The organism is Litchfieldia sinesaloumensis (assembly GCF_900156865.1).
Taxonomy (GTDB): Bacteria; Bacillota; Bacilli; order Bacillales; family Bacillaceae_L; genus Ferdinandcohnia; species Ferdinandcohnia sinesaloumensis.
On sequence record NZ_LT732529.1, the window covers coordinates 681,138 to 694,679 of the forward strand.

The window sequence follows — 13,542 nt, forward strand, 5'->3', positions numbered from 1 at the left end:
CGTGCAATGAGAGGAGAGAAGAGAATGGTAGAAGCAATTTTGAAGATATTTGTGAGTGAACAACAGGCTGAGGCGGTATTAACGAGTCCGTTGGTCGAATTAATTTTTATGGTGCTTTTTGTAGGGTTTGTTGTGGGAATTTTCGTTCATTTTACTCTCTACAGCAAGCTAAGGAGAATACGGAATTATATCCGCGATACAGACTCGTTGGAGATTGAACCTCTAAGTAAGATTCAGGCTGATTTTGAACAAATGAATCAGAAAGAATCCGTGAAAGTGGAGACCTTTGTTCAGAATAAAATTTCTGGTTGGAGAGTGTTTAATTTCCCAGTAGTGAATCTGATTAAAATTGTGCAAATGACCGTATCGATCTTTATTTTAATCGGTGTGCTCGGGACATTTATTGGACTAGCGATGTCATTAGGTAGTATTGATGCAACTGGTGATCAGCTTGTGGAGAACGTAGCTTTAGTCCTTGCGGGGATTGATGTTGCATTTTATACGAGTATTGCTGGGATGGGATTGTCATTGATTATGACAATCGTTACTCGGGTGGCCAATACCGAATTTATGTTAACGGATATCATGTTGAAAACGGAATCGATTTTAGAAGGAAATGAACAGGATGGAATGGGGCGGCTCATAGCCGTTTCCGAAATGATTAACTCTTCTATTCAAGAACTGCGAAGTACGAATCAAGAGTCCCTTCAAAGCATTGTCAATTCGTTTAAGGGGTTCCAGGAATACACCGTTGGTTTACAGCAATCCGCAAGGGATTTGGAGAAATTTAATGAGGGACTTTCGGAAAATCTCAAACAGTTCTCGGCCATTTTTCATGGTGTACAGGAGTTGACAGAAGGCTTTGATCAAGGTGTAAAAAAATTGAATCTAAACTTTGGTCAATTGTTCACGTATTTTGAAAACATGGACCAGCGCAATGAAAAGATGAGAAGTGCTTTCACTGAGACCTATAAAAAAGTAGCCGAGTTAACAGCGGACCAAAAGGAAACTATGAATCATTTTCAGCAGTCAGTTGTTGATATTAGGGAGTATTTTTCTTCAATTGCACAGCGACAGGAATCGATTTATGGTGCATTTGATAAGTTAAATGAACAGAGTGGCCACTATATCAAACTTATGAAAGAAAATAATCTGCAGTTTGAACGTGTGTTTGGAACCGATGTGAGTTCGAAATTAACCGATATTATATCTTCATTGCGGGATGTTAAAAATGATTTTAAGGCACTAGGCACCTCCATTGGTCGTTTGCCGCAAGCAATGGATACGATTAACAAGGCACAAAGTGAGTATAAGAATTTGCTAACCTACCGTTTTGATGAGTTAACACAGTTTACCCACGATTTTAATTCACATTTACAGGTTCATTTGACAAATGCACAAGCGATTGAAAGTTATTTAAGTGAAGCATCTCGTTCAAATGAGCAAGTGGGTATGAAATATATGAAGCTTTTAAATGAAATTAATCGCACGATCTCTCAAATGGGGGATTCCTTCCAATATAAAGAAAACCAAATTGATGCCAGTGTAAATGCTTTACGAGATACGCTTTCAAAATATGTGTCGAATCTCGAGGGAACGCTGGGTGAAAAGCTTGATAAGATAAGTAGAAACATTAATGAATATATCCTTGAGATGAACGAGGCTGTTAAAAAGGAATTTAAGCAAATTGGTGAAATAACAGGTGATGTTGGTCAACGTAATGCCCGCCAACTACAGCAAACTTTAGGGGATATGGGGCAGGAATTTCAAATGCTGAACCGTCAGCTCCAATTGATTGCTCAAAGTACGGTTCAAGAAAACAGTCATGTAAGGATTGGAACCAATGATTAATAAATACCAACGACTTTTTCACCGTGAGCAAGAGGAAAGTTCATTTTGGCCATCATTTACAGATTTGCTAACATCGGTATTACTTTGTTTTATCCTGATTTTTATCATCATGATGGTGATCAAATCGTTTCAAATCCAGGAAATGAAAAAGACGATTGATCAAATTATGGGTGTAAGGGTCGGGCTCATTGAGGATTTGAATAAAAAATTTAGTGACGACGCTGGTATAGAAATTGATGAGAAAACCGGGGCCTTGTTATTTAATACGGATATCTTGTTTGAATATGACTCGGCTGTGTTAAAACCAGAAGCTTTTACATTTTTGGACGAATTTGTTCCAGCATATTTGGATGTGCTTCTTGAAGAAGGATATGAGGCGTACATTTCTGAAATTATCATAGAGGGGCATGCTGATAAGGATGGAAGCTATTTGTATAATATGGAGCTTTCTCAGCAGCGCGCGTATAGTGTGGCTGAATACATTTTGAGTAGTCAGTTTCCATATAAAAACATTCAAGAGCATCTACAAGCTAAACTTACAGTGAACGGGAAATCCTTTACCGATGGACGGACCGATGAGGGTGGGAACTACAACGGCCAAGCCTCCCGTCGCGTCGAGTTCAAATTCCGCTTAAAAGACCAGGAAATATTGGAAAAGACAAGAGAATTACTAGGGAATTAATGGATGCGACCTATGGTCGTGTCTTTTTTTGGAGAATGGCCAGTTTTGGTTAGTTTTTGAAGTAGGCCAAGAGAAGCATGTTCGGTAGGACTAGCTATAAGGATGTTCTAGTGGTACACGCAAGCTCGAAAGAGAGACGAGCATGTGCCGCAAGAATGATATATTCTAGCGCATACTTACCACGAATCTCCATTAACATAGTCCCTAATCCCGCTCCAGCAAGCCTCGTCCATTCCTCCGCTCCGCTCGACTGAGAACAATATATTACAAATCTAAGACAAATTTATCGTATTTTAAATAGTCGGAATTATAAATATAATTAAGACAAGAGGATAAACAATACTTCAAAAGGAGGAACTAAGGGAATGTTTGAAAATCAAGCATGGTCGATTAGAATGGCCGACTCAGTTTTGAAATCCTATCCCGACCTGTCGGATAAATGGGATCATGAATACGGTGTGGTGTTCAAGTCCATTGAAGATGTTTGGCATAAAACAAAGGACCGCAACTATTTTGACTATCTAGAATCTAATATTAAGTCACGAATCGCCGAAAATGGAGATATTGCGGGTTACGCGCTCGAGGACTATAGTGTCGATCATATTAATACAGGTCGGATTCTGTTCACTTTGTACGACGAGACTAGAGATGAACGTTATCGAAGAGCAGCTACTATCTTAAGGAATCAATTTAAAACACATCCCCGTACAAGCGAAGGAATCTTGTGGCATAAGAAGATATTTCCGTATCAAAGTTTCTTAGATGGTATTTATATGGCTTCACCTTTTTATGCACAATATGCAAAGACTTTTAATGAACCTGAAATATTTGAAGATGTAATAGACCAAATTATATTGTTGGCAAAACATTCGCGTGATGCGACCACAGGTCTCTTTTACCATGGCTGGGATGAGAAAAAAGAACAGATTTGGGCAAATCCACAAACGGGGTGTTCACCAAGTTTTTGGGGACGTTCTGGGGGGTGGTACTGTGTTGGGATTGTGGATGTGTTGGATTATCTTCCCGAAAATCATCCTAAAAGAGGGCGCCTAATTGAAATCTTAAGTGGGTTCCTTACCTCAATTGTAAAGTATCAAGATTCAGAGACTGGCGTTTGGTACCAAGTCGTTGATCAGGGAGACCGAGAAGGCAACTACCTAGAATCTTCTTCATCAAATATGTACACGTATGCATTGGCAAAAGGAATTCGAAAAGGGTATCTTTCTGACGGTTTTCTCCCAGCATTAAAAAGGAGTTATCAAGGTATTCTTAAGAACTTCATCGAAGTAGATAATGATGGAACTATTAATCTTCATCAAACTTGTAAAACAGCCGGACTTGGAATCACGGATAATCGAGATGGTTCATTTGAGTACTATATAAGTGAACCTGTGGTTAGCAATGATTTCAAAGGCTTAGGTACATTTATAATGGCAAGTGTTGAAGTGGAGTTAATACGCGAGTTAGTTCAGATGTAGATTCCTATTTTTAAAGGTTAATATGTAATCGCTTACAATAGGACTTGAACTCGGAAAGGAAGTGAATCATTTGAAAAATAGAATAAGGAGCGTGTTCCTAAAACTTGACTCAATCATTGAAACAATAGCTGTATACATGTTGGTCGTAATGACATTAATTGTTTCGTTACAAGTAGCCACCAGGAAGATCTTTAATGTGGTGTTCTTCTGGTCTGAAGAAGTGACCATCCTATTACTAATTTGGTTTTCATTTTTAGGGATTGCGATTGGGTTTCGAGAAAAAATCCATATTGCCATGAGTGCCTTTACAGCACTATTTCCAAAGTTCTGGAATAAAGTCTTAGATAAAATCATTTCTGCAACTGTGTTTTCATTAGGTTTATATTTTATCGTGTATGGGTGGAGATTCTCGGTTGCGATGCATGCAAACACACTCTCTGCTACAGGTTGGCCAGTTAGTGTTATGTATGTCATTATGCCGATTACTGGGATTCTTATATGCATCTATTCTGCGTTAGAATTTTTCGGAATTGATACTGTCAGGCACCGATACTTAGATGAGGAGGTTGTGGAGAGATGACGACTGGAACGATTATTTTACTCGTGAGCTTTATTGTACTCCTCCTCTTACGTTTTCCAGTAGCAGTTGTATTAGCTCTTTCATCTCTAATTACAGCTATCTATTTAGGAATCCCCCTTGAGGTGATCGGTCAACGAATTGTTCAAGGTATTAATTCCTACGGGTTATTGGCAATCCCTTTCTTTATTCTAGCGGGGATGATTATGAGTGAGGGCGGACTTGCCATGAGGTTGGTGAATTTTGCTCAACTATTTGTCGGTGCGATTAGAGGTGGCCTCGCGATGGTCAACTGTATTGCGTGTATGTTGTTTGGTAATATCAGTGGTTCAGCTGCAGCGGATGTTGCCTCGGTAGGGTCGGTCATGATTCCGACGATGAAGAAAAAAGGCTATGATGCGGACTTCTCGGTAGCAATTACCTCTGCAGCAGCGATTCAGGGCACGGTTATGCCACCGAGTTATAATATGATCCTTTATGCGGTAGCTGCTGGTGGGGTCTCTATCTCGAGTCTTTTTTTAGCTGGCATCATTCCGTGTCTATTAATGCTAACCGGATTATTGATTGCTACCTTCTTCATTTCGAAAAAGCGTGGATATGAAAAGGGTGAAGGAATTCCATTAAGGGATGCTCCTAAAATTATTAAGGATGGTTTTCTGTCCCTGTTAACTGGAGTCATTATTTTGGGTGGAATCTTCTCTGGGTGGTTTACACCAACGGAATCTGGGGCGATTGCTTGCATTTATGCCTATATCATTACGTTCTTTGTTTACAAAGATTTACCTCTTAAACATTCTAAAATTATTTTTTTAAAAACGTTCCGAACGGTATCAATGGTCTTATTTTTAATTGCATCATCAGCTGCATTTGCTTGGATCTTAACCTATTTAAAGATTCCACATTTATTAGCCGAAACTCTATTATCCATCTCAGATAATCCACTTATTATTCTATTGATTATTAATATACTTTTATTGTTATTAGGTTCACCTATGGATATGGCACCATTGATTTTAATTATGACACCAATCTTGTTTCCAATTGTTACTGCGCTGGGTGTTGATCCAGTCCATTTTGGAATCATTATGATTATGAATCTAGGTATCGGTTTAATCACACCACCGGTTGGAACGGTCCTATTTGTAGGGGCTGCTATCGGAAAGGTAAGTATTGAAAGAGGGGCAAAAGCATTAATTCCACTCTATTTTGTCTTGGTTGTTGTTTTGTTAATTGTCACTTATATTCCAAGTATTAGCATGTGGTTACCAAATTTAATGAGTTCTTAATGGTAGAATCGCATTTCGATATGCGTGTTTCATAAATGAAACAAGACAGTCATTCTACAAAAAATTCAAAAACAAGGGGGAATTTAGCGTGTTCAAGAAGAAAGGGATGTTTGGTTTTTTAACGATGCTACTTGCTTTCATGCTACTTGCGGCTTGTTCGAGTGGTACGAATTCCATTGGTTCAGATCCTAAAGATGGGGATGGAAAGTCAGCTGATGAAGGAAAAACATACTCGTTTCGGTTAGCTGAAACACATCCAGCAGATTATCCGACGACAAAAGGGGATATTAAATTTGCGGAATTAGTAGAAGAACGTAGTAATGGTCGGATTAAAATTGAAGTTTTCCCTTCTGCTCAACTTGGAGAGGAAAAGGCAGTGATTGAACAGGTACAGCTAGGAGCAATTGAGTTCACTAGGGTTAGTAGTGGTCCTTTGGCAGAATTCAACAAGGACTTTGGTGTATTCAGTCTTCCATATATTTTTGACAATGATGAACATACTTGGAAGTTTTTAAATGGTGACATGGGAGCAGCCATGTTAGAGAGTCTTGAAGATTCACAATTAAGGGGCCTGGCCTACTACAGCTCTGGTTCGCGAAACTTCTATTCTTCTAAACCACTGAAAAGCATTGACGATTTAGAAGGATTAAAGATTCGCGTACAGCAAAATAAAATCAACATGGAATTAATTGATGCTTTAGGTGCTAGTGCAACTCCAATGCCTTATGGTGAGGTTTATAGCTCATTACAAACAGGTGTAATAGATGGAGCTGAAAACAACCACCCTAGTTTCTATTCTGCAAAACATTATGAAGTCGCGCCGAACTATATTCTTGATGGGCATCAACGTGTTCCTGAAGTTTTATTAATTTCCAAAACGGTTTGGGATACTTTATCGGCCGAAGATCAAGAGATTATTAAAGAGGCTGCACTTGATTCGGTTGAATACCAGCGCGAGGAATGGGATAAATACGAAAAAGAATCATTAGATGCAGTTAAAAAAGAAGGTGCTACAGTTGTTGAGGTAGACGATGTAACTCCATGGCAGGAAAAAGTAAAGCCAGTTATCGACAACTATCGTGATGAATTTAAAGATGTACTTGATGCAATCGATAATGCCAGATAGTAGTAAATATGGTATTATCAAGGGAAGGAAAGAAAGGGCTCACATGAGACTCTTTTTTTCCTTCATTTTACGATAAGTGGGGCTGGTTATTTGAAGTCTGTACGAAATAGAACTACAGATCTGCTAACACGAACAGTCTTTCTAAGAGATAAATCATTAATTGTAAAATTATCAGTATTTTCTGGATTGTTAATTATGTTCCCCATGATTATCTTCACACTCATTTCGTATACGAGGTTTTCAGAGGTTCTACAAGAAGAAGCTCATGATTATAATCGTCAAATAAATGAACAGATACAATTCTTTGTGGAAGGTTACTTACGAGATTTCGAGATTGAAACTTTAAAAATTATTAATCACCCAGATACGATTACCTTTTTAAAAACAGATACATTTCAACACTTACATGAACAAACCGTTCCTGCGGTGCGAAAAGTATTGGAAAATGCAGCATATTCAAGGTCCGATATTGTAAACTATACGATGATTCTTGATGATGTTCAGATCATTGATTTAGCGTCCACCGAGCAAAAACAGTCCTTACTCCAATTGCAAAATGAATATTGGTATAATCTTGTTCCTCCTAACGGGCAATCGCGAATGATAGTTAGACGCATCCCACGTACTACAGGCAGAGCCCGTACTTCTTCAACGAAGAATGAACAGCCAGTTATTACCATCGCAAAACGATTGATAAACCCTCAGACACTACAACCAATGGGAATGCTGATTTTAGATGTGAATTATAAGAGGTTACATGAAGTGGTTAATCGAGTAAGACCAGGACACTCCGGGTATCTCTATATCTTGGATGATAGCGGTCGATATGTATACCATCCCAAAAATACAAAAATTGGAACAATGGCTGAACATTCTGAGCGCAATATTCATGCTGCGGACGATTATTTACTTAACAGAAAAGAGAATCTCTTTCTTACATGGAGTGAAAGCGAGGTTCTAGATTGGCATTTCGTGACTTCAATCCCATTTTCAGAACTAATGGAGGGCGCAAATTCGATAAGAAACACTATCTTCTTAACATCAATCGTCTTTATCATTATTGCTTTTATCATGAGTTTTGGACTAGCAACAAGTCTAATTAATCCTCTCAAGAGGCTCCGAAATTTCATACGTAAAGTGGAAGTAGGCGATTTCACTGGAAAAGTACCGGTTGTGTCGAAAGATGAGATTGGTATGCTGACACATGGTTTCAATAACATGGTAGAAAGACTAGATACATTAATGGAAGAGGTATACGCTTCTAAAATAAAGGAAATAGAAATGAATCTACGTCAGAAGGAAACGGAACTAAAGATGCTACAGGCGCAAATAAACCCACACTTTTTATACAATTCTTTGGACACGATAAGAGGGATGGCATTAGAACGAGATATGGACGATATCTCAATTATGGCGGAATCCCTAGCCCAACTGTTACGTTACAATATAAAAGAAGAGGCCGCTAAGGTGACCATTAAACAAGAGATTCTTATAGGAGAGAAGTACTTACGAATTCAAAAGTATCGATTTGAAGAGAAACTAACCTATCATTTTGACGTTCCTGAAGAGTTGCTAGAAAAAAAGATTGCAAAATTTACACTTCAACCTCTACTAGAAAATTGTGTTGTACATGGCTTAGAGCCACAAACTGGGCATACAAATATAACGATACATGCTAAAACTCTAGATTCGAATACGTTTTTATTATTGATCTCCGATACTGGACCGGGCATTGATGAGGAACAACTCGAAAAAATTACAACTCTATTAAAAAGTGATCAGAACAATGACAAAGTTCGTCACATTGGAATAATGAATGTACATAAGCGGATCAGACATTTATTTGGCAATGAATACGGCCTTTTTATTACGAGTACCCTGACATCAGGAACCACAGTAGGCATTAAATTACCACTCTAGTTTTGTAAAAGGGGGGAGCTTTATGCATCAAATCTTGTTGGTGGAAGATGAAAGATGGGTTCGTACCGTCATTCGCAAGACGATAGAAAAAACCGGACTTCCTTTTCAAGTGGCTCAGGAATTGAAGAATGGATTGGAGGCTTATGATTGGCTGGCTCAGCATCAGGTAGATCTTGTGTTAACAGATGTCCGTATGCCTGCAATGGATGGAATCTCGCTTATGAAAGAAGTCCGTCGCCGTGAAATGGAAACGGATATAATTATTATTAGTGGACATGACGATTTTGCCTATACACAACAAGCCATTCGACTTGGTGCCTTTGATTATTTATTAAAGCCAGTTGAACAAGAAGGTATGACGGAGACCTTAAATAAGTGGCTACTAAAAAAAGTAACAAGAAACGCTCAAGACATTCGGGATAACCAACCTACAGCAGATGTAAATGAACTGTCTCCAATTGAGCAAGTTCTTTTATATATCGACCAATCCACAACAAAGGATGTCTCATTAGCTGAAGCTGCAGAAAAGGTCCACCTAAGCACGACTTATTTTTGCAAGCTCTTTAAAAAGGAGACGGGAACGAACTATAGTGACTATATCGTAAATATTCGTTTGAAAGAAGCGGCACGGTTACTTGAACAAACATCCCTTCGTATATCAGAAATTGCCGAGCGACTGGGATACGCCGACCTTGCATACTTTAGTAACTGCTTCAAAAAACAAAATGGCATAACCCCAAGCCAATTTCGAAAAATAAAATCCAGTTGAGGACAGAGGAACAGACGCTGTCCTTTTTTGTTTTTTTAGTTTGGGCCGTGTGAAGAGAGAGAATTAGCAGTTGAAATTTTGACAGAGAAGCTAGAATAGTAAATTGTTGAGTCTAAATCATTTGATTACTAGTACAGAAAACGGGTAAAACTGCTAGTAGAAAGTCAATGCCAAGAGTTTAATTTAAACCTTTGATTAAAATAAGGTGGAGGGCAGTTAAGCTATTTTTTACAGGAGGATTCAGAAGTACTTCTCCAATGGTTCCTAAAACCTAGAACTATTTCCCTGTGTCGAATCTTGTAGTTTATAGTAAAATGGTACATAGAGAAAAAATAGATGCAATTAGGGAAGTGGAAGAATAGTGAAAAAGGTCATCATCGGGGTGCTACTCGTGGTAGTTGTTGCAGGAGCGTTCTCTGTATTCTACTGGAGGGAACCCATAACCGATACATTACAAAAAAGCTATACGTCAATTCAGGAATTTGTGCTTGGGAAAATAAATAAAAAAGACAGTGAATCAAAGGTTGAAGCGCCCGAAACCCAAACATCTGGTGAAACAGAAGTGGTTGAACCAGATGAGGAAAAGCCAGTCATCGACCCAAACGATCCGTTTTTAATTCTTGTAAATAAAGAGGTAGGGGTTTTAGATGGAAATTATGTGCCGCAGGATCTTTCCATTCCAAATGTAGCTTTTTCAACTTCCGCTACAGAACGTAAATATATGGTAACAGAGGCTGCAGTTGCGCTAGAGGAATTATTTGAAAAGGCAAACACCGATGGTATTAAGCTCCATGCACAATCTGGCTATCGTTCTTACGAGACACAAGAGGCTATCCATGCCTCTTATATCAATTCAGTTGGTGAGGTAGAGGCAAGTACGTTTAGCGCAAAACCTGGACAAAGTGAACATCAAACAGGTCTAGCGATGGATGTAACAAGTGAAAGTGTTGGTAACCTACTTGTTCCAGAATTTGGTGAAACGGCAGAAGGAAAATGGCTTGCTGAGCATGCAGCCGAATTTGGCTTTATCGTCCGCTATCAACTTGGAAAAGAGGACATCACAGGCTATATGTACGAGCCGTGGCATATCCGTTATGTAGGTGTGGAGCATGCGATGTATATGAAAGAGCATGACCTAACACTTGAAGAATACTTAGGAGTTGTTAATTAATAGCTGCAATGAGCTTTTTACTCTACTTAAAAAAGTACCTGGAACCACTAAATGGTGGAACCTGGTACTTTTTTATATATTTATTTAACTTACACTCACCTGCACATTAGTCTTTTCTGCCCTTTTAGCATGGTTGATTTGTCTTCTCAAAATAACGATATAGGCAAAAAAGGCAAAGACAATACCTAAAGCACTATATAAAAACACAGCTTTAAAACCAGCATTCAAGGAAATAAATCCTAGGCAAATAGCGCCAGCACCACTACCTAAATCTTTGGCAGTAAAAAAGGTTGAATTCCCTGCGCCTCTTCGATCAGGAGGACATAGTTTAATCATGATTGCGTTTAAAGCAGGCTCTACTAACCCTAAACCCAAACCATAAAGGATACCAGTCACGACAAATCCACCAAGAGAAGTAGCGTACGCTAAAACTACAAATGAAATTGTCATAATGACTAAGCCAGGGATAATCGCGATGGAACTTCCATATTTATCCGCCAATTTTCCACCAAAAATCCTCGTGAACAATAGCGCGAATGAATACACGGTAAAATATAAACCGATGTCTTCAATCCCCAAAGATAAAGCAAAGGTCGGGATAAAGGTTAACGATGCGCCCATCCCTACATAAACAAAAGCAGTCACTAATCCAGTTGGAAGGGCTGTTTTCTCAAAAAGTAACTCAGAGATTTTTCTTTTTATTTGTGGTGCTTTTGGTTTAACATTTCGTTTTTCATACGTAATCAGAAGGCTGCAAGCAATCGAAATTAAGCTAATAATTCCGGCAACCAGGAAAAGTATTTGATAATTAAATTGTTGAATGAGAAAGATGCTTAAAGCTGGCCCAACTGCTGTTGCGAGTGTATTGGATAAACCATAATACCCAATACCTTCTCCTAAGCGTTTTTTTGGTACAATGTCTGAAATGACGGTTCCAGCACCATTCGTTGTGGCAGCGAATCCAACTCCGTGTATACTTCTCATAATCAACAATAAACTAATCGAAAAAGCAGCGATATATGATAGTGTTAAAAAGGTAGCAACCACTGCTCCAATAATAAGCACAATCCTACGACTCTTCTCATCCGATAATTTACCAAAAAAGGGTCTAGAAAGGATTGCAATGAACATGAAGAACCCAAATAGCATACCCGAAATCGAATTATCGCCACCCAGATAAATGGCGTAAAGTGGAAGTGCAGTCATCAACATGTTATTTGCAATCTGTGTGGACATTGCATAACTAAATGTTAGGATATAGTCCTTTGTCCATAATTTTTCTGAATTAGTTTGTTGGTTAAGCAAATGAAATCCTTCTTTCTGTACATGGTCATGTTGGCTATATATATGAAACGATGATGAAGGCTAGCAGTCATTATTTGTTTATTATAGAATGAAAGTTAGTAAGAATCAAAATTATCATATCAATTACCTGTAAATGTTTAAAAAAGCACTAATTATAACAGATGAGGTGACAGCTTTGGAAATCAGTCTTTCACAGAGAATGAATAAATTTGGAGAATCAATATTTAATGAACTAGCAAACTATAAAAAACAAAAACTTCAACAAGGTCAAGACATTATAGATTTAAGCGTTGGTAGTCCAGATTTGCCACCACCACCTTTTGTGATTGAAGAACTGTCTAAACATGTTCACAATCCTTCCTTATATGGTTATTCATTAACAGGAATAGATGAATTACATGAAGCGATTGTTGATTATTATTATAAAAACTATGATGTTCAGTTAAAAAAGAAAAAAGATGTCCTAATGGTGATGGGGTCTCAAGATGGACTTGTCCATTTTCCAATGGTTTTTTCAAACCCGGGAGATATTATTCTAGTTCCAGATCCTGGTTATACTGCATATGCAGCAGGAGTGGCGTTGGCAGGGGCAACTCCATATGGTATGCCTTTAAAAGAGGAAAATCAATTTTTACCAGATTTAGAGGCAATACCTGAAGATGTATGTCAAAAAGCAAAACTAATGATTTTAAACTTCCCCGGTAATCCGGTTCCAGCCTTAGCTACAGAATCTTTTTTCAAAAAGGTTATCGAATTTGCTAAAAAGCACCAGATTATCGTATTACACGACTTCGCTTATTCGGAATTATATTATGAAGAGAAGCCTATTAGCTTTCTATCAGTTGATGGAGCAAAAGATGTAGGCGTAGAATTTAACTCACTTTCAAAGAGCTTTAATATGGCTGGATGTCGGATCGGATATATTGTCGGAAATGCCGAAATTGTCGATGCGGTAAACCGATTGAAGTCCAATCTTGACTATGGCGTGTTTCTGCCAATTCAAAAAGCGGCGATTTCAGCATTACGATATTCGGAGAGCTTCAGTAATGACCTACGAGAGGTTTATAAAAAACGTCGCAATCTATTGGTGGAGGGGCTTGCTGAAGTTGGGTGGATTGTAGATGCACCGAAAGCGTCGATGTTTATCTGGGCGAAGGTTCCAGTTGGTTTCACCTCTACTGATTTCACCTACAGATTAATTGATGAAGCAGGTATTGTAATTACGCCTGGAAGCGCCTTTGGGCCAAGTGGGGAAGGCTATGTTCGAATAGGGCTTGTACAAAATGAGGAGACGTTGAAAAAGGTTGTTCAACGGTTAAAGGAAATCCAGTTCCTAAAATAGTGTAGGATATTTAGATGGGAATATAGCGCCTATTA

General features: G+C 38.5%; 11 protein-coding genes. 10 read left to right on the forward strand and 1 reads right to left on the reverse strand.

The window, feature by feature from the left end:
- The first annotated feature begins 24 nt into the window (after positions 1 to 24).
- From CZ490_RS03360 to CZ490_RS03400, 9 genes are all read left to right on the forward strand, one after another.
- A complete protein-coding gene (locus tag CZ490_RS03360) occupies positions 25 to 1,851 on the forward strand; it encodes a MotA/TolQ/ExbB proton channel family protein (protein WP_077617560.1) in 1,827 nt (608 codons plus the stop codon).
- Positions 1,844 to 2,533 carry an OmpA family protein gene (locus tag CZ490_RS03365; protein WP_077617561.1) on the forward strand — a complete coding sequence of 230 codons (690 nt, stop codon included), beginning with the start codon at positions 1,844 to 1,846 and terminating at the stop codon, positions 2,531 to 2,533. Before CZ490_RS03360 ends, CZ490_RS03365 begins: the two co-directional genes overlap by 8 nt.
- A gap of 365 nt (positions 2,534 to 2,898) precedes the next feature.
- Positions 2,899 to 4,011, forward strand: a complete 1,113-nt coding sequence (locus CZ490_RS03370; RefSeq protein WP_200801542.1) for a glycoside hydrolase family 88/105 protein — start codon at positions 2,899 to 2,901, stop codon at positions 4,009 to 4,011.
- 91 nt (positions 4,012 to 4,102) lie between these two features.
- Positions 4,103 to 4,591: a TRAP transporter small permease gene (locus tag CZ490_RS03375; protein ID WP_234987164.1), complete on the forward strand. Its 489-nt coding sequence runs from the start codon at positions 4,103 to 4,105 to the stop codon at positions 4,589 to 4,591.
- Positions 4,588 to 5,874, forward strand: coding sequence for a TRAP transporter large permease (locus tag CZ490_RS03380; protein ID WP_077617562.1), 1,287 nt, complete (start codon positions 4,588 to 4,590; stop codon positions 5,872 to 5,874). Before CZ490_RS03375 ends, CZ490_RS03380 begins: the two co-directional genes overlap by 4 nt.
- Positions 5,875 to 5,962: 88 nt before the next feature.
- Complete coding sequence (locus CZ490_RS03385) at positions 5,963 to 7,000, forward strand: TRAP transporter substrate-binding protein (RefSeq protein ID WP_407639776.1); 1,038 nt, start codon at positions 5,963 to 5,965, stop codon at positions 6,998 to 7,000.
- 90 nt (positions 7,001 to 7,090) lie between these two features.
- Positions 7,091 to 8,920 (forward strand): cache domain-containing sensor histidine kinase, encoded by a 1,830-nt coding sequence (locus tag CZ490_RS03390; RefSeq protein WP_077617563.1) that lies wholly within the window; start codon positions 7,091 to 7,093, stop codon positions 8,918 to 8,920.
- A gap of 22 nt (positions 8,921 to 8,942) precedes the next feature.
- On the forward strand, positions 8,943 to 9,689 hold the full coding sequence (locus tag CZ490_RS03395; protein ID WP_077617564.1) for a response regulator transcription factor: 747 nt from the start codon (positions 8,943 to 8,945) through the stop codon (positions 9,687 to 9,689).
- A gap of 361 nt (positions 9,690 to 10,050) precedes the next feature.
- Positions 10,051 to 10,860 carry a M15 family metallopeptidase gene (locus CZ490_RS03400; RefSeq protein WP_234987165.1) on the forward strand — a complete coding sequence of 270 codons (810 nt, stop codon included), beginning with the start codon at positions 10,051 to 10,053 and terminating at the stop codon, positions 10,858 to 10,860.
- Between the two features lie 84 nt (positions 10,861 to 10,944).
- Here CZ490_RS03400 and CZ490_RS03405 read toward each other — a convergent pair whose 3' ends face one another.
- Positions 10,945 to 12,165, reverse strand: coding sequence for an MFS transporter (locus tag CZ490_RS03405; RefSeq protein ID WP_077617565.1), 1,221 nt, complete (start codon positions 12,163 to 12,165; stop codon positions 10,945 to 10,947).
- 175 nt (positions 12,166 to 12,340) lie between these two features.
- Here CZ490_RS03405 and CZ490_RS03410 point away from each other — a divergent pair, with 175 nt between their 5' ends.
- Positions 12,341 to 13,507 carry an LL-diaminopimelate aminotransferase gene (locus tag CZ490_RS03410; protein WP_142255420.1) on the forward strand — a complete coding sequence of 389 codons (1,167 nt, stop codon included), beginning with the start codon at positions 12,341 to 12,343 and terminating at the stop codon, positions 13,505 to 13,507.
- Positions 13,508 to 13,542: the final 35 nt, after the last annotated feature.

Coding starts and splice junctions, on each gene's coding strand:
- CZ490_RS03360 (WP_077617560.1), top strand. CDS start 25: ATGGTAGAAGCAATTTTGAAGATATTTGTGAGTGAACAACAGGCTGAG.
- CZ490_RS03365 (WP_077617561.1), top strand. CDS start 1,844: ATGATTAATAAATACCAACGACTTTTTCACCGTGAGCAAGAGGAAAGT.
- CZ490_RS03370 (WP_200801542.1), top strand. CDS start 2,899: ATGTTTGAAAATCAAGCATGGTCGATTAGAATGGCCGACTCAGTTTTG.
- CZ490_RS03380 (WP_077617562.1), top strand. CDS start 4,588: ATGACGACTGGAACGATTATTTTACTCGTGAGCTTTATTGTACTCCTC.
- CZ490_RS03395 (WP_077617564.1), top strand. CDS start 8,943: ATGCATCAAATCTTGTTGGTGGAAGATGAAAGATGGGTTCGTACCGTC.